Annotated in this window: 18 protein-coding genes and 1 riboswitch; of the genes, 8 read left to right on the plus strand and 10 right to left on the minus strand. The window is 40.1% G+C overall.

Going from position 1 to position 17,472, the window contains the following annotated elements:
- Positions 1 to 2: 2 nt before the first annotated feature.
- Entirely contained in the window at positions 3 to 512 is a 510-nt protein-coding gene (locus tag MKY71_RS08365) for a YfiT family bacillithiol transferase (protein WP_339199310.1), read from the plus strand.
- Positions 513 to 570: 58 nt separating this feature from the next.
- Here the strand turns inward: MKY71_RS08365 and MKY71_RS08370 are convergent, their stop codons facing one another.
- From MKY71_RS08370 to MKY71_RS08380, 3 genes are all read right to left on the minus strand, one after another.
- Positions 571 to 1,011 (minus strand): GNAT family N-acetyltransferase, encoded by a 441-nt coding sequence (locus MKY71_RS08370; protein ID WP_340732186.1) that lies wholly within the window; start codon positions 1,009 to 1,011, stop codon positions 571 to 573.
- 15 nt (positions 1,012 to 1,026) lie between these two features.
- Positions 1,027 to 1,461 carry an aminoglycoside 6'-N-acetyltransferase gene (gene aac(6'), locus MKY71_RS08375; RefSeq protein WP_340732187.1) on the minus strand — a complete coding sequence of 145 codons (435 nt, stop codon included), beginning with the start codon at positions 1,459 to 1,461 and terminating at the stop codon, positions 1,027 to 1,029.
- A 109-nt stretch (positions 1,462 to 1,570) separates the two neighbouring features.
- Positions 1,571 to 2,812 carry an erythromycin esterase family protein gene (locus tag MKY71_RS08380; RefSeq protein ID WP_340732188.1) on the minus strand — a complete coding sequence of 414 codons (1,242 nt, stop codon included), beginning with the start codon at positions 2,810 to 2,812 and terminating at the stop codon, positions 1,571 to 1,573.
- A gap of 311 nt (positions 2,813 to 3,123) precedes the next feature.
- Here MKY71_RS08380 and MKY71_RS08385 point away from each other — a divergent pair, with 311 nt between their 5' ends.
- Entirely contained in the window at positions 3,124 to 3,687 is a 564-nt protein-coding gene (locus MKY71_RS08385; protein ID WP_340732189.1) for a glutathione peroxidase, read from the plus strand.
- Positions 3,688 to 3,734: 47 nt separating this feature from the next.
- Here MKY71_RS08385 and ku read toward each other — a convergent pair whose 3' ends face one another.
- Entirely contained in the window at positions 3,735 to 4,559 is an 825-nt protein-coding gene (gene ku / locus MKY71_RS08390; protein WP_340732190.1) for a non-homologous end joining protein Ku, read from the minus strand.
- A gap of 104 nt (positions 4,560 to 4,663) precedes the next feature.
- Between ku and MKY71_RS08395 the strand changes: the two genes are divergently transcribed.
- Both MKY71_RS08395 and MKY71_RS08400 read left to right on the plus strand, forming a co-directional pair.
- Positions 4,664 to 6,499 (plus strand): DNA ligase D, encoded by a 1,836-nt coding sequence (locus MKY71_RS08395; protein ID WP_340732191.1) that lies wholly within the window; start codon positions 4,664 to 4,666, stop codon positions 6,497 to 6,499.
- Positions 6,500 to 6,685, plus strand: a complete 186-nt coding sequence (locus MKY71_RS08400) for a hypothetical protein (RefSeq protein ID WP_340732192.1) — start codon at positions 6,500 to 6,502, stop codon at positions 6,683 to 6,685.
- 81 nt (positions 6,686 to 6,766) lie between these two features.
- Here MKY71_RS08400 and MKY71_RS08405 read toward each other — a convergent pair whose 3' ends face one another.
- Positions 6,767 to 6,940, minus strand: a complete 174-nt coding sequence (locus tag MKY71_RS08405; RefSeq protein WP_340732193.1) for a hypothetical protein — start codon at positions 6,938 to 6,940, stop codon at positions 6,767 to 6,769.
- A 215-nt stretch (positions 6,941 to 7,155) separates the two neighbouring features.
- Positions 7,156 to 8,049, minus strand: coding sequence for an AraC family transcriptional regulator (locus MKY71_RS08410; protein WP_340732195.1), 894 nt, complete (start codon positions 8,047 to 8,049; stop codon positions 7,156 to 7,158).
- Between the two features lie 222 nt (positions 8,050 to 8,271).
- Here MKY71_RS08410 and MKY71_RS08415 point away from each other — a divergent pair, with 222 nt between their 5' ends.
- The 4 genes from MKY71_RS08415 (at position 8,272) to metA (ending at position 14,604) form a co-directional block, all read left to right on the plus strand.
- Positions 8,272 to 8,697, plus strand: coding sequence for an acyl-CoA thioesterase (locus MKY71_RS08415; RefSeq protein WP_339176408.1), 426 nt, complete (start codon positions 8,272 to 8,274; stop codon positions 8,695 to 8,697).
- A gap of 120 nt (positions 8,698 to 8,817) precedes the next feature.
- Positions 8,818 to 12,564 (plus strand): AAA domain-containing protein, encoded by a 3,747-nt coding sequence (locus MKY71_RS08420; RefSeq protein ID WP_340732197.1) that lies wholly within the window; start codon positions 8,818 to 8,820, stop codon positions 12,562 to 12,564.
- 20 nt (positions 12,565 to 12,584) lie between these two features.
- Entirely contained in the window at positions 12,585 to 13,337 is a 753-nt protein-coding gene (locus tag MKY71_RS08425) for a nucleoside-diphosphate sugar epimerase (protein WP_340732199.1), read from the plus strand.
- A gap of 63 nt (positions 13,338 to 13,400) precedes the next feature.
- Positions 13,401 to 13,508, plus strand: a riboswitch (SAM riboswitch).
- Between the two features lie 154 nt (positions 13,509 to 13,662).
- Complete coding sequence (gene metA, locus MKY71_RS08430) at positions 13,663 to 14,604, plus strand: homoserine O-acetyltransferase MetA (RefSeq protein ID WP_339176412.1); 942 nt, start codon at positions 13,663 to 13,665, stop codon at positions 14,602 to 14,604.
- Between the two features lie 51 nt (positions 14,605 to 14,655).
- On the opposite strand, the gene MKY71_RS08435 is transcribed toward metA, so the two are convergent.
- From MKY71_RS08435 to plsY, 4 genes are all read right to left on the minus strand, one after another.
- A complete protein-coding gene (locus MKY71_RS08435) occupies positions 14,656 to 15,426 on the minus strand; it encodes an ABC transporter ATP-binding protein (protein WP_340732201.1) in 771 nt (256 codons plus the stop codon).
- A gap of 127 nt (positions 15,427 to 15,553) precedes the next feature.
- On the minus strand, positions 15,554 to 16,186 hold the full coding sequence (locus MKY71_RS08440) for a YczE/YyaS/YitT family protein (RefSeq protein WP_339176414.1): 633 nt from the start codon (positions 16,184 to 16,186) through the stop codon (positions 15,554 to 15,556).
- 139 nt (positions 16,187 to 16,325) lie between these two features.
- Positions 16,326 to 16,616: a HesB/YadR/YfhF family protein gene (locus MKY71_RS08445; RefSeq protein ID WP_339199331.1), complete on the minus strand. Its 291-nt coding sequence runs from the start codon at positions 16,614 to 16,616 to the stop codon at positions 16,326 to 16,328.
- A 111-nt stretch (positions 16,617 to 16,727) separates the two neighbouring features.
- Complete coding sequence (gene plsY / locus MKY71_RS08450; RefSeq protein ID WP_340732202.1) at positions 16,728 to 17,330, minus strand: glycerol-3-phosphate 1-O-acyltransferase PlsY; 603 nt, start codon at positions 17,328 to 17,330, stop codon at positions 16,728 to 16,730.
- Positions 17,331 to 17,472 lie beyond the last annotated feature (142 nt).

The following is a 17,472-nucleotide window of genomic DNA, read 5'->3' on the forward strand; positions in this document are numbered from 1 at the left end:
ACATGGATGTAAGATTTCCTATTGGTCCATTGCAAGTACCTGAACAAGTGACGCTTGACAATGTGAAGGAATGGTTACAACAAACGGAATCGTTTACGACACGTTTAAGAGAAGTTGTCGATTCATTAAATGAAGAGCAGTTGAATAAAACTTACCGTGAAGGTGCATGGACAGTTCGTCAGCTCGTTCATCATATTGCGGATTCACAGCTGAACATGTATCAGCGACTGAAGCTGGCACTAACGGACGACAATCCGACAGTACCAGGGTTTGATGAAGAGAAATGGGCCGTTTTGCCGGACACAGACTTACCTGTAGAAAGCTCGATTAAAATGCTTGAAGGTATTAATGAGCGTGTCGTTTCGTTAGGACATCATTTAACGGAAGACCAGCTTAAGCGGGAATTTACCCATGAAACAAACGGGCCGGTCACAGTGGCCGCAAAAGTGGCGAAACTGGCATGGCACGAGGAGCACCATTTCGCTCATATTAAAATTGCGCTATCAAATTAATTTAGTTTTAATCAAAATGGCTTACCCGAAAAGGTAAGCCATTTTTTAATGGAGCGTACTATTCTATCTCTTTGTATAAAAAGATGAGTCGTTCAATTTCTTCAAAGCCATTATTTTTATAAAACTGTTCTGCCGGTATATTACGGTTTGTGAGCAGTGTCATCGATTCTACTGATCTATCTTTCAGCTGGATTTCTAAATAGTTCAGCATTGCTTTACCAATACCTTTATTTTGCAATGTCTGATCGACGCACATTTCATGGATGAAATATTCATGGCCACTATACCATTTCCGTTGCACCCCCATTATAAAGCCAAGCAGTTCGTCATTTTCTAAAGCGATTATGCCCAGAAAGTTCGGGGTATTGTAGTAATCGGATAAATACTGGTGTGCACTTTCATAGTTCCAGTTGTCATTCCATGGCTCTGCATTAAATACTTTGATAAATATTTCTGTGCATATTGCTAAATCAGTTGCTTCCATTAGTTTCAACTCCACAATCAACCGCTCCCTTTATAGTTTCTTTGTAAAACATATAATGCGATTTGCCTCTGTAAAGCCTAATTTAAGGTGAACATTTAAACTATCTACATTCGACAATTCACAGTCGCTCGCAAACTCTGTACATCCTTTTGATTTCGCCCACTTTTCACATGCCTGCACTAATTGCTGTGCGAAATGCTGTCTCCGGTAGGGCTCTTCAACATATAAGCCTTCCAAATAACCGACCGGACTGGAATGTGTTCCTTCAACATAATCAAAACGTAGCTGGCATTGTGCAAATCCAATCAGTTTTTCATCATCAAATGCTAAGAAAACAGTACTGTTGGGATTGGTAATAACGTCTTCCATGTTTTGTACGAATTCATGTAAACCGTTGCCTGGCCAAAGGAGTAAAGCAAGCCTGGCTGCTGCGGATGCATGATTCGGTGTCGCTTCTCTAATCATAATTGCCTCCTGTAAGAAAAAAGTATATTTACTATTATAAGATAAAATGGAAGATGATGAGTGACTGAAACAAATAAAAAGCAAGCGATACGATAAACGTACGCTCACTTTATAATGGCTTTAATGCTTTTGTCTGTTCAATATAAATAAAGGCATCATATCTTGATCCGACATTGGACGGAACATAATTCCCGTACGCTTCATATTCAGGATGATAGACGACACCAATTGCGCGATGCCCAATCCGGTCATTGAACAATTCCCGATTTTGATCAGTGAAAATCAATATTTTATCCTGTCCTCCAGCAGCATGGAGTTGTCCTTCCCATGTGTTGAGTTTGGAGGAGGGAACTGGGACTACTTGGAGAGGATCTCCCCAGCTGTCAGCAGCGATGACTGTTCCTTCATATGTTCCGAATCCGATAGCATACGTATTGTCCATTCCATACTGCTCTCGGATAAGTTGACCGACGTTGATCATTTGATCTTCTTTCATACTTGTAGCAGATGCATCCCCGATATGTGTATTATGTTCCCAAATAATGATCTTGGCATCTTCACCGTGATATTTCAATAATTCATTGATTGCTTCCACCATATGCAAGTCGCGAGTATTCCAGGAGATGGCATCCTGCATCATTTCACGGTAATAGGTTTCGGCGTTCTTAGCAACTAGTGCATTCATCATGACATTTAAATCTTCCTCATGTTTGTTCGAGTACTGTTGCTTATTCTCTCGTAACGACCTCAATAAATCCGTTACTTCACGGACACATTCATCGGTAAATTGAGCGGTGGACAGGGCATAGTGCTCCGGCATTCTGTTATAAGGTTCGAAGCAGGAAAATGCTTTCTTTGCATGTTCAAAATCGGCTTTGTATTTAGGGTTTTCAGATAAAAAGTGGATTACTTCATCCATCGATTCAAAGAGGCTGTATAAATCAATGCCGTAAAACCCGACCTTAGTCTCCAATGTATGATTCTTATCCTTTAGCCACTCTACAAATTGTTCTACTTCTTCGTTTGCCCACATCCATTGCGGCCAACGATCAAAGGATTCTTTCAATATCGCAGCAGTGTTTTTCTTATCCTTTTCATAACCTTTTACGTAGCGGTTCACTGCCTGAGCTGAAGGCCAGTCTCCTTCTACACCGATAATATTAAATCCTTTTTGATTAATGAGCATTTTCGTTAATTCTGCGCGGACTGTATAAAACTCTGATGTACCATGGGAAGCTTCACCAATCATCACAATTTTGGCATTTCCGATCGATTCAACAATTTTATTTAAACTTTGTTCGTTAAAGGGCAGTGCATGCTCCTTGATAGCAGCTACCAGTTTTCTTGGCATGTTGATTCATTCCTTTCTTACTTCATTATCTTTCCCGTGCTACTCATATGAATACCCTGTAGCAACTAGATAAAAAACAGCAAAGAATTTTTGTTTTTTTGAATAACCGTCAAATAACTGGTGATACTATTAGCGATGGTCGGTTAGCCATCGAATGATTTGGCGCATGATTCCTCGTGAATCTGATGCGCCTTTAATTTTGCCCATTTTTACACCATATTTTTTATAACTTTTTGAGTTAGTTATTTTGTACTTGTATGAAATTTATAATATGATAGCTTTATACTAAACGTTGTAGGGAGAATGACTTAATGAGCATTTATAATTATTTAGTGAAAAAAACAAACGGTGAGATTCTATCGATGGAAACGTACCGAGATCAAGTTATGTTGATTGTGAACACGGCAAGTAGTTGCGGATTTACATTCCAATATGAGGACATGCAAAAATTATATGAACGCTATGCCGATAAAGGATTCACAGTTCTTTCGTTTCCATGCAATCAATTTGGCGAGCAGAATCCGGAAGACGGTGAAACGTCTGCAAGACAATGCAAGCTTCAATTCGGAGTTACATATCCAGTGTTTGATAAAATCGAAGTGAATGGCAAGGAAACACATCCGCTGTTCAATTACTTAAAACATGAAGTGGATTGTCCGGAATTTGTTCGTGAGACATTACAGCAAATCCGCTTATACAACACAATCCAAACGAATTACCCGGAATACTTAATCGGCTGCAATATTCGCTGGAATTTCACGAAGTTCCTTGTAGACCGTAATGGCCGTGTCATTCGTCGATTCGAGCCGGATGATTCATTCCTTGATATCGAGAAGGCGATCGAAGAATTATTGGTACCGGCAGCTGTAAAATAGTATGAATATAATTAAAGCCCATTTCTTCATCGGAAATGGGCTTTAATTTATGCATTTTTCTTTGTTCTTGTAGGCGTTGTCCGCTTTCTCGTTTTCGGTTTCTTCGTTTTATCAAGGGATGCTTGCAATGCAGACATCAAGTCGGTCACATTATCAGGCAGCGGTCGTTTTTCGTTTGCAACAACGGTACTTTCCGTTTTCTTGTCCTCTATCAGCTGCATAAGTGCTGTCCGGTAATCATCGGTGTATTTCGTCGGATCAAACTCGGTTGTCAATTGTTCAACAAGCATAAGCGCCGTATCAAGTTCCTTTTGCACGACGGCTTCGACACTTGGGATATTCGGCACATCCCCGACATCCCGCACTTCATCCGGAAAATGAATGATTTCCATCACTAATGCGTTTTTATAAACACGGACAATGGCCAATTGTTCCTTTGAGCGTATCGTAATTTTTGCTACGCCGATTTTACCGGATTCCTCCAATGTTTTTCGAAGTAGAACATAGGCTTTTGCACCCGTATTGTCAGGAGATAAATAGTACGTTTTTTCAAAATAAATTGGATCGATTTCTTCCAGCTTCACAAAATCTATAATCTCGACGGATTTATCTTCGTTTTCCTTGCGTAAATTTTCCAGGTCTTCCTCATCCAAAACGACGAATTTGTTCTTTGTATATTCGTATGCCTTTACGATATCTTCATCTTTTACCTCTGCCTGACAGCCTTCGCACACCTTTTTGTAGCTAATTGGTGTATGGCATTCTTTATGGAGCTGTCGGAGCTTTACGTCTTTATTTTCAGTTGCCGCATGTAGTTTTACCGGAATATTTACTAAACCGAAGCTAATACTACCTTTCCAGACAGTATGCATGTTGTCACCTCATTTTTCCTTACTATGGGACTAAAAATTTAATTTATGTATCGTCCGCGAAAAAAAACAAAGGATAAATAGAAAAAACGAAAGTTGGCCTTTATGTGAAACCAATGTTATTAACCGATGCACCGGAAATTCCGTTAGGTGATGATTGGTTATACGAAACAAAATATGACGGTTATCGCGCTGTTTTAATTTGGGAAAAAGGTAATCAGTCGCCAATACTGAAAAGCCGGAATGGGAATATTTTGAACGAAAAATTCCCTGAAATTATTCATTATTGTGAGCGTATTTATGAAGAAATCAAAGCTTACTTACCGCTTAGCTTTGATGGGGAAGTCGTATATTTAATAAACAATTTTAAAAGTAAGTTCTCGTATGTGCAAAAGCGTGGGAAAATGACGAACCAAAAAAATATCGAATCGAACGCACAGACTTTCCCGTGTCATTATATTGTGTTCGATTTACTGAAATTAAAAGGGAAAGATAAGGGAAATAGCCGGTTAACGACAAGAAAACAATTACTATCCGACTTTTTTGAATGTCTCAATTTAGCTGGAACGATACAATATACCGATTCAAGAAAACTGCAAATGATTGATGTATTTGAGGATTCGCATTTACTTTGGCAAAACGTAAAATCCCATAATGGGGAAGGGATGATTGCCAAAAAACGTAACAGCAAATGGATGGAAGATACGAGAACGAAAAGCTGGCTGAAAATAAAGAACTGGAAACTCGTAAATGTTATTCTTACGAAATTTGATCAATCAAACGGTTTCTTTAATGGGGCAATTTATAAAGAAAATACCCTTTTGGAGATTGCGTCGTTTAAACATGGTTTACCTGAAGAGGAAAGCAAAACGTTGCCCACCTTTTTTAAAACAAATGGGACACTGGTGGAAAAAAGTATATTTAAAATACCTCCTTCAATTTGCGTAACCGTTGCCTGTATTGATTTTGACGGCACTAAATTGAGGGAACCGCGCTTTCATTCATTCCAGCATCATCTGGAAGCAACAGATTGTAACTGGCAGCAAATGCAAAGGCAGTTAAACCCGATTCCGGAAAATGTAACGATCACAAATCCGGATAAACCGGTGTTTCCCGCAAGTAATATTACAAAGGATAATTATTTATATTATTTGCAGACGGTTTCGCCGATGCTGCTGCCTTTCCTGCAGGACCGGTTGTTGACGGTGATCCGTTATCCGCACGGCGTTCCGGGAGAAAGTTTTTACCAGAAAAACTATACTGAAAATTTGCCTGATTTTGTTACGACACAGTTAGTGGACGACACCCATTTTATTTTTTGTAATAACATTGAATCCCTTTTATGGTTGGGCAATCAGCTCGCTTTGGAATTTCATATTCCGTTTCAGCCGGTCACTTCAGAGCAGCCGACAGAAATTGTCTTGGATTTGGATCCACCATCCGTTGATGAATTCGGATTAGCGGTAGATGCTGCATTAAAGTTCAAATCGATTTTAGATTATTTTGAACTGACAAGCTATATCAAAACGTCAGGCGGGAAAGGTATGCAAATTTATATCCCATTGCCGCTTCACACGTTTTCCTATGAAGAAACAGGTGTGTTTACAGAGTTTATTTGCCGCTTCCTTGCACAGCAATATCCTGACTCCTTTACAATCGAGCGGATGAAGAAAAATAGAGGGAAAAGGCTCTATTTGGATTATGTCCAGCATAGGGAAGGTAAAACGATTGTTGCACCGTATTCAGCTCGCGGCAATGATAAAGGATTGATTGCCACCCCGTTATTATGGGAAGAAGTAAATGAAAAATTAACACCTCATCTTTTCACAATACCAAATGTAATCAAGCGTTTAGAAAGCATAGGCAATCCCTTTAGAGATTTCAGGGAAGCGGGTGAGCGTCAGGCTTTTCGAGATGTTCTGGACCAAATAAAGGGGAAGTAAATGTTTAAAAAACCTTCGCAAGTTACGCGAAGGCTTTTACATTATGCCATTAAACAACTGGAGCAAAAATTAAATGTTACGCTCATTGCGTATGAACTAGCACCGAGTCACCATAACCATCATGAGGATACGCCTATTGTCATTAACCCTTCAAAGCACATCCTTTATCGTTTAGCTTTAGTATGAAAAGTTAATTTATATTTATCCATGTTGTATGTTATTGGTAAGCTGGTGGAGACAAATAAAAAAGAGAGATAAAATTATCTCTCAAGAATTTATCGCATTATAGTTTAATGGATGAAGAATAGTCGTAAATACATCTTTTTTTACAATAAAGTAAGTTTTCTTATTATATGTAACGACGACTTGCCCCGGTTTAACAAATACTTTCGCTGTTTTTAAATTAGCATATGGTGCCCCTAATAATTTTGAAATGTTCATGATCATTACCCCTTTTTAAGTTTCTATTTTCGTTATTCCCAAAATAATAATAGCTTGAAACTCTTTCGAATAGATTTTTGCTGTAAAAAGGTCTTAAGTAACAAATTCACTATATGAGTATAGAATAAAAGACCTGAGCATCCACTCAGGTCCATAAAGTGACCAGTTATTATAATGTATGTTTCCTAGATGCAAATTATTACTACTTCAAAACTTTAACTTTGTATCTTAACTACCGGAATATAAATATCACAAATCTTCCCATCATCGAGCATACAACGATCATCGTATAGTTCGAAATCGTTACAACCCGGTGCGTACTCATAACCGGAATTGGGGAACCATTCATTAAAAATATAATTCCACGTTCCTTGAATAGCAGCTACAAAATTTATTGCATCAGAAGGAGGCGTTGAAAAGACAGCATAAGTTGCAGGAGGCACTTCACAAACATGGTATTCGTCAGCAATTTTAGCACCTTCTTTCGGTTCGACCCCGATTACATACTCAAATTCACCGGTAGTCGGATCTTCCGGAAAGCATACACCGTATTCATCATGTTTTTTAATAAAGTTTTCCGAGTGAAGTTTTTCCATTCTTCCGCCACTTATATAGTCGTCCCAAAAAGCCGGGATTGCGGTAGAGTTTTCGCCGCCAGTTGCCGTCGTTTTAAGGACATAACCAGCAAGATTAATAGCAGGCAGTGTGACAAATTTAGGTTCCATAACAATTCCTCCGATAAAGTATTTGTACGTGCAGGCAAGGCTTGGCGGAAACGGACGATTACTGTGCGCATGCAGACGGTAAGTTCCTGGTGAACAGCCGTAATGACGCCGAAAAGCTTTACTGAATCCAGAGTGAGTTTCAAATCCATATACTATTGAAATATCGAGAATCCGCTTGCCCGTAGAAAGTTCATGTGCGGCAAACGCAAGTCGGCGGTTCCGGACATAGTTCATCACCGAATATCCGGTACCCCATTGGAATACTCGGCAGAAATGCCATGTTGAATAGCCCGCTTGTGCAGCCAAAATATCCGGACTTATATTTTCAGTAATATTCTCGTCAATAAACTCTAAAATCATCTGTAAAGTTTCTCTTGTGTCCATTTAAATTCCCCCAGCTGTATAGTGATTCGTACAGTAAATTCAGTATACCAAAGCACAGGTGGAAAGCTGTTCCAAATTTGCTGTATTTGGAAATTCGATAAAATGTAAAGAAGGATTATAAGTGATCAACAGATTAGTTCGTTTACTGTTTTAAAAACAATCGATTCATTACCCTTACAACTCCTTCACTTTAGCGCTATAATACCTCTAGAGGTGAAGAGAATGTTTATTTCAGAAACAACAGTAGAAGTACGCTATGCGGAGACCGATCAGATGGGGGTCGTTTATCATGCCAATTATCTCGTTTGGTGCGAAATTGGGCGTACAAAGATTGTGAAGGATTTAGGATTTAACTATGCGAAACTTGAAGAGGACGGGTATTTATCGCCTGTTATGGATTTCTCGATTCAATACAAAGCGGCGATGCGCTATGGTCAAACAGCTACAGTTCGTACATGGATTGAGGAACATACGAAGCTGCGCACTACATACGGCTATGAAATTCTGCATGAAGACGGCACCGTTGCAGTAACGGCGAAGTCTCAACATATTTTAGTGAAAAAGGAAAACTTCCGTCCGGTCGCATTGAAAAAGATTGATGCAGCATGGGATGCCAAATATGCGGAAGTTGCGAAAATTCAAAGTTAATCGACATGTCCTGTTAAATTAATAACAGGGCATTTTTTCTTTAATGAACAGACGAATATTGTTATAATCATATACGACCAAACGGAACTGTATATAAAAAACTATGGGGGAGGTGTGTTCATGGCACCAAAAACAATCGCAAATATTCAAACCCGCTGTCATATTTTATTGACTAATACGGCACGAGAAGCGATGAAGGAGCATGTTCCAGATGAACACGCCTTTTTTAATTTACAGCAATATTTCATTGTCGCAATTGAAAAAGTATCGGTCGATGCAGAACAAACGCATTTGAGCATCTTTTTCGATAATGATAAAAACGTAAAACTAAAAAATAAATTTGACGAACGCGTCGTCATTATGGACTGTGTATTTGACCGGAAAAACGGACTTGTGGCGAAAAGCTTTCGAACACGCGGCAAAGGGACACCGGTTGTCACAAATCGCCGCGCGACAATGAAAATTCACTTCGTAGCTTCCCGTATTAGTGGCCATACATACCAGGAACCGTTTCTAAAAGCCATCGATGAACTGCCGATTGCACAGGAACGCTTTGATTATGTCAATAAACGGATCAGCAGCTGGGAAGGCTATTTAAAAGTGTTAAACAAAAATGCGGACATTGAAGATATTCATGCCCGTTTTTCAAGTGTCACATTTGATGCAGACTTTTCTCATATGACCGTGCGTATTAACAACCTCGATAAAAAGCAGTGGAAACAGCTGGAGGGCCTTAGTGCGCGTTTACGCGGCTATGTCCAGGAAATCGGGGATGTTGCGAAAATCCGCCGCAACGAAAATACCGTTGAAATTGCCTTAAAACCGTATTACAGCAATTTGGCGCGGAGAAATGAGCTTCAGTTCCAATCGGAAGACATCGAATTCTCTAATGCCGCGACGAAATCACAGTTAAAACGCTTATTAAAAGGATTTGAACGGTTAAAAGAAGGATTGGCTGCAAATGCGAACCTCGAAACAATTTTATTCGAAGATAAACCGGTTATTGCCGAGCGCAAAAAAACGGTTCCTCTCGATTTTCATAACCGGCTGAATCAGTACCAGCAGCAAGCAGTCGAAGGGGCGATCAGTTCCGAAGATCTGTATGTCATTCAAGGTCCGCCGGGTACCGGTAAAACGACGGTCATTTCGGAAATTTGCTATCAAAATGCAAAAGCGGGTTTGAAAACACTCGTTGCTTCCCAATCGAACTTAGCGGTGGACAATGCATTAAGCCGGCTTTTATCGAACAAAGATATCCGGATTTTACGTTATGGCCGTACGGAAAGCATTGAAGAAGAAGGGAAAAAGTTTATCGAGGAAAATGTTGCGTCGTATTGGCAGGAGCAGACGTTTGAAGCAATCGGCCATGAAATTTCGCTGCATGAGAAAAAAGAACAGCTTTTAAATGATGAAATCAATGAAGCGCAAAATGAGATTACCGCGCTTGAACAAAAACAAAAAGAGCTGGAACTGCAAATTGAACAAAAAGAAGCGGCAAAAGCAGAATTGCATGTTCTGGCCGAAAAGATTCTGGCATTAAAAAAAGAATTGACCGAATGTAAAAAAGAACTGGAAGACAATGAACGCAAACTGGAGAAACTGCAGGCGACAGGGAGCACAGTAGCCGAAACTGTTGCCAACTTTGAACAGCAAGTTAAAGACGGATTGTCAGTCGAACAACTGACAGAACAAGCGCAACAGTTGAAAGAAGCGAGAGAAAACTACCAGCAGCAACTTACGCAAAGTCATTATAAGGCGCAGCTTGATCAATTCCAGCAGCGTTTTGATGCAGTTAAGACGAAAATTGAAAAGGCCAATGAAACGTCACAGTATGATCTGCTCGTTGATAAAATCGCTTCGTTGAAAAAAGTGTATGAAATAGAGGAGTTCATGAGTGAATACAATATTCGCCGGAACTATGCGATGGACCGCTTACTTACGGCACTTGATCGAATTCAGCCGCAAATGGAGCAGTATAAGCCGATCAAAGATGTGAAAGAACGTCTGGAAAAGGCATTGCACTACAGTGAAACGGCGTTAGGGATTCATGTAACACCGGATAGACTGGATATGGGGCATCATTATACACTGGAAGAGATTCAGGAGTTTTTGACGAAGCTGAGTATTGCTTTTAGGGACCGCCGTGTAAATGCTCAAAACGGCACCCGCTCCATTCAGGGAATTCATTTGCGCATGCAATACATCGAGCAGCTGAACAATAAATATATGGATGCAATCCGTGAAACCGTACTAATTTTCGAAAAGCTGAAAGAGGAAATCATCCTACAGTTCAAAGAGCAAAATGATGTGAAGGCACAGCATCTTCAGCAGCTGGAAGAAGAGGCAACAACGGTTAAATCCCAAATGGATACAATCAATGAAAAAATCGATCCGTCGATTACGCTGAATCATACAACAGATGAGCTGGAAGAACTGCTCGCAACAAATGAGCTGGATCAGATGAAAACTGAAACACAGCGCCAAAACCGTGAAAAAGTGGAGCTTCAACTGAACAAAAAAGCGGAAGAGCTGGCAGTTTTAAATGAACAGATTGCCCTTGGTACTGAGACGGTTGAACAGTTAACAGTGCGCTTTAAAGGGATCAACAGCGAAGGCGTACAGCTTGAAAAACGCCGCACAGAACTTGAACAGCTGACAAAACTGAACCCTGAGCAGGCAATCATTGAAGTGAATGAAAAGATTACACTGCTTACAGAAAAGATCGAGACGCTAGAAGTGAAAATCAGTTTGCTTCCGGTAACAGCAGAACTTCAAAACGAATGGCATGGGTTATTGAAAAATGCCAATGCCCATGACTTGGATGAAATCCGGAAATTGTACGTGAAACATGCCAATGTAATCGGCACAACATGTGTTGCCTCAGCAAATAAAGAATTTATGGACAACTACCCGACGTTTGATGTTGTCATTATTGATGAAGTTTCAAAAGCAACACCACCGGAACTGTTACTGCCGATGTTAAAAGGCGCAAAAATTATTTTAGTTGGGGATCATCACCAATTGCCGCCGCTTGTAGGCGATGCGACCTTTGAAGAAACATTGGAGCAAGTTGTGAAGGAAAGTACAACATTTGAAGAAAAACGGGAGCTTGAAAGATTACTCGAAGAATCATTGTTTGAGCGTTTATATAATAATTTGCCGTCGCAGAACAAAACGATGCTTGCCCTTCAGTATCGTATGCATAAAAATATTATGTCAACTATTACACCGTTTTACGAAAATGAATCCGAACAGCTGCAATGTGGGTTAGAAGATTCAGATGCTGTACGAGATCATTTCCTTGAAACATCCAAAATTACACGAAATCATCATTTGCTATGGCTCGATATACCGAATGCCAAACCATTTTTTGAAGAGCGGATGAAGGAAGGCTCAAGTTTATTCAATTTAGCTGAGCTGGAACAGATTAAACAGCAGCTGCTCGAATTAAATGCCGCAACGGAGCAGGCAAAGGCACAAGGTCTGATTCCACACGACGCATTAAAATCGGTTGGCGTTATTTCATTCTACGCGGAGCAGGTAAAGCGCATTAATCGTTTGATCGAGCAGGAGATCAGTGTACCGCATTTACACATCCGTACTGGATCGGTCGATAAATTCCAGGGGATGGAGATGGATGTCATTATTGTCAGCATGGTGCGGAATCATGACAATGAGCGCGGAGAAATCGGCTTTGCGAAAGATTACCGACGTCTCAATGTTGCCTTATCCCGCGCCCGGGAACTGCTCATTATGGTCGGCAGTACCGAAATGTTTACGAAGCGTCCAAAGAGCGCGAAAACAAGGGATATGTATGCCCATGTCTTAACGACAGTCAAAGAACAGGACGGCTATTTTGCTGTATAGAAACAGGGGGATTGGATTGAATGGATTTACAAGGAACAGTTTTACAGCTGCAGAAAGAACTCGGCCAAAACCCATCTATTGAAATTAAAAAGCAAATGCAATATGCCATTCCGATTCATACATTGGAAGTAAAATATCATCCCGTGATGCGTAATGCCATGGATATTTTAATGAAGATGATGCTTATTTCATTTGAAAAGGCAAAACTGAAAAATGTGGAGCTATTAGCCGAAATTTTATTGGTGGAACCGTTATTTATTCATGATTTGACGAATAAAATGTTACAACTCGGCATGATAGTGAAAGAACAGGAATTTGCGCTTACTGCTAAAGGGAAAGCACAGCTGGAATCGGGCATTTTTGAAGAGGAACTAGAAGAAACAAGTTACTTTATTCAATACAGTCCGATTCATGAACAGCCGTTGGAGGGGGACCTGGAGGAATTTGCGGATATAGAAGAGTTTCCGGAGCCTTTCCCGACAATGGATACAGAAGAAATCGAAGCGATTGAAGAAACGTTGCTTGTTGATTTCATTCAACAGCAGCTTTCCGAACAACCGGTGGCGGAAGATGAAGTTCCGCACTATATAACGAGTGTTGTGTCGACGGAATCGATCCAGATTAATGATATACCGGTCCTATGTTTTTTATTGTTCGATCAAAAGGAAAACAGACATTTTGTACGTGTATACAATACATTGACAAGTGTATGGGATGAGCGGCTGGAAACCATCTTATTCAACATAGAAAAAGAACAGCTTCAGGATGAGTGAAATAATATTTTTTGAATTATTGCAAAACTATAAAGTACATGATACACTAATGACAATTTAATAGTCTTATCAAGAGAAGCGGAGGGACTTGGCCTTATGATGCTTCAGCAACCTCTAGTGTTACTAGAAAGGTGCTACTTCCAGCAAGGTGTTGACCTTGGCAGATAAGAACGGGTAAAAGCCCCTCTCAATTCTGTTTTGCTGGAGTGAGAGGGGCTTTTTATGTTGTTCTGGAACGGTTCGTTTCGCTCGTAAAACAATGCAATGCCTGAACACGACTGATTATTAAAAGTATTTTGAAATAGTTTATGAGGGGGAAAGTGAAATGCCGATTAATATTCCGAAACATTTACCGGCGGGTGAGCTGCTTAGAAAAGAGAAGATTTTCGTCATGGAGGAGGACCGTGCGAAAACGCAGCAAATTCGACCGCTAAATATTTTAGTGTTTAATTTAATGCCTGAAAAAGAGAAAACCGAGCTGCAGTTGCTGCGCTTGCTCGGGAATACACCATTACAGGTAGATGTCACATTTTTAAATACAGCTACATACGAATCAAAAAATGTTTCCAAATCGCATTTAGATACATTTTACCGAACATTTGACCAAGTGAAGCACCGTCGTTTTGATGGTCTTATTATTACGGGTGCGCCAGTAGAGAAAATGGATTTTGAAGATGTCGGCTACTGGAACGAAATTACGCATGTGATGGACTGGGCAAATGAACATGTTACTTCAATCATGTATATATGTTGGGGCGCACAGGCTGCTCTGTACCACCATTTTGGCATTGGTAAATTCGAATTGCCGAAGAAGTGCTCCGGTGTATATTCCCATGTGATTACGGATTTAACAGTAGATCTAGTACGTGGGTTCAGTGACGAGTATGTTGCACCGCATTCACGCCATACATCGGTTTCGATTGATGAAGTACGAGCACATCCCGACTTGCGTTTACTCAGCTATTCGGATGATGCAGGGGTGTTTATCGTTCAATCGAAAAACAATAAACATATTATGATTACAGGGCATCTGGAATATGATGCAACGACATTATCGGATGAGTATTTCCGCGATATCGAGAAAGATCCGGACAATACGGATATTCCGGTCAACTATTTCCCGAATAACGATCCGCTGCAGGCACCGAAAAATGTTTGGCGTGCCCATTCGCATCTATTGTTCTACAACTGGCTGAACTACTACGTATACCAAGAAACACCGTACGAATGGCATTATGTTGATGAGAATATTGAATATCATATTTAGTGTGTATAAAATGAAACAAACCAGCAAGAGGTGGACTCCTGCTGGTTCGTTTTATTTAATCGCGACCCAGGCACGTTCGCGTTCGATTTGCAAACTGATTTCACGCCCGAAGAAATCGCTTAATAATTCGTCTGTTAAAACCGTTTCCCGTGCATTGGCTTCGATATTTTTTCCGTCTTTCATTAAAAGCACATGGCTAAAGCAAGGCAGAATTTCCTCTACATGGTGAGTCACATAGATGAGGGTAGGGCCGTTTTCAGCTTGTGCAATCTGTTCGATCGTCTGCAGTAAGTTTTCCCGTTCAATCAAGTCAAGCCCGCCACACGGTTCATCCAATATGAGAATTTCGGGATCTGCCATAATGGCCCTTGCAATTTGAACACGCTGCCGTTCACCTTGTGACAAATGCTCGAATGATTTATTTGCTAAATGATCACAGTGAAAATGCTTCATAATAGAAACTGCATGATTAATTTCTTCATCTGTCACATCATTGAATAGTCGAAGGGCCCCGAATTTTCCGCTGAGCACGATTTCAATCGCATTATCCTGCCAGTTGAAATTATCGATCATCGCGTTGCTTACCCAGCCGATCCGCGTCCGCATCTTCGGTATATAGGTCTTGCCATATGTTTCACCAAGTACTTGGACGCTTCCTTTGTTTGGCCAAATGTAGCCGTTAATGACTTTCAGCAACGTCGTTTTGCCTGAGCCGTTCAACCCTAAAATGGCCCAATGCTGTCCCTTTTGCACATGCCAGCTTAAATCATCTAAAATCTTCTTGTCATTGCGATATAAATGGATATTTTCAATATGTATCATTTTAAAAACACCTCCACTTATTACTATGCACTTTTTTACATTGTTACGAAAGTATTTTTTGAAAATTGTAATAATTTAAATATAAAAAAAAGAAAGCAAACGCATAATGCTTGCTCTCTACATATTTTTATATAACGACACTCTCAACACCTGCTGCGCGGTGGAACAGCTTTCCGTTCCATTTGAGCGCCCATTGTACGACAGGCCCTAAGCCGAACGCCATAAATACCGTACCGACTCCGACTGGTCCGCCCAATATAAAACCTATTATAGCAACCGTTACTTCCATTGTTGTACGTGCACGGTTGACACTCCAGCCAAGACGGTGAACCAACAACAGCATTAACGTGTCACGAGGCCCTACACCAAGGTTAGCCACCATATACATGCCGCAGCCGAAGCCCAGCAGGATAACGCCAACAACAAATGCCAATGTTTGTTCAAACAGTGTATTCGCATCCGGTAATACAATCATAAATATATCAATAAAAATACCTGTCAGGAACATGTCCAAATACGTTCCGACTTTCGGCAATCTTTTCGTGAAAAACGTATCAACAGCCAGAATGAGCAAGCCTAAAATGATAGACCATGTACCGACCGTTAAGCCCAAGTTTTTTTGTAGTCCGATATGAAGGACATCCCATGACCCAACGCCAAGTATTTGTCCTTTGATCGTTAATGTCACGCCTAATGATAAAACAATGATGCCTGCAATAAAAAATACGCAGCGCCAATAAAATTCCTGTTTCGCTTTCACATATAATCCCTCATCAATCTTCGATATAATCCTTACTCATTATAACGATTGAATCGGCAAAAACGGATTTACTAAAATTTCGAAACATTTGAACTTTTCGACGGCGAATTGTTCGTATTAGAGAGCGATAAAAAGGTGTTTATTTTTCATAGGAATAAGTTAATTCATCGGATGAATCGGCGACATCTACAACTAAATGATGTTCGTTGAAAAACCACTCATCGGACTTTTCAATATAAAAATGAATATCTTCCACAACGGTTTCAATGCCTATTTCATGCGGCTGCTCCCGCGTCATCCCTAACGAAAACCCTTCATGAAAAGGTGAAGAACCTCCATACCTTGCATAAAAACGAATGAAATCGCCTTTTTCTACTTCCATTTCCTGTTTAAACCAAGTAAGTGCTTTTTCTGATAGTCTGATTTCCATATATTTCACCTCTACTGTCATTATGCAGGAAATAAAAAAAACTTACAAAGCTCGCGTTCTGAAATTTTGACTACAAAAAAAGACTGAAAGGAAACCCCTTCAGTCAATTAGTTAAAATCCTTTAATTTTCGGTTCAGTACCGGCTTTGATCCGCTTAATATTTTCACGGTGACGGTAAAAAATGAAGCCAGCCAATACGACAACTAAAATGAATAACGCATATTCACCCGTTATCATCCAATGACCGATGACATAAATCACCGCTGCAGCGGACACAATCATAGATGATAAGCTGACCATTTTTGTTAGTTTTAAAGCGATGACAAATACAATGATTAAAATTATAAATAACGGTAAATTATAGCCTAAAATAACGCCACCGCTCGTAGCAACCGCCTTTCCTCCACGGAAACTGGCGAAAATCGGGAACATATGGCCCGCAGCTGCGATGACACCCAAGATTAAAGGATGGACCGTGCTGTCTGCGAAAAACGGCAATAACGGAAGCAATACCGCAGCCGTCCCTTTCAATATATCAATAAGCAATACGGCGATGCCCGGTTTTTTGCCCAATACTCGAAATGTATTGGTCGTGCCTAAATTGCCGCTGCCTTTTTGTCGAATATCCGTTTTGTAAAAAATTTTGCCAATCCATAAAGCTGATGGAATGGAACCGATTAAATAAGCACAAATAATAATTAACGCGTTGATCAAGTGTTGTGCTCCTTTCGAATTCAGAATTATCAGTTGGTACTAATAGTATGTATTGAATATTTTACAATGTTTTTTAATAGAAGGAAAGAGGTATTATTTTTTCGCCTATGTAAAAAACAGGGAAAAAGTTACATTTTATTGT

The sequence above is a fragment of the Solibacillus sp. FSL W7-1324 genome, from assembly GCF_038008025.1.
Lineage (GTDB): Bacteria > Bacillota > Bacilli > Bacillales_A > Planococcaceae > Solibacillus.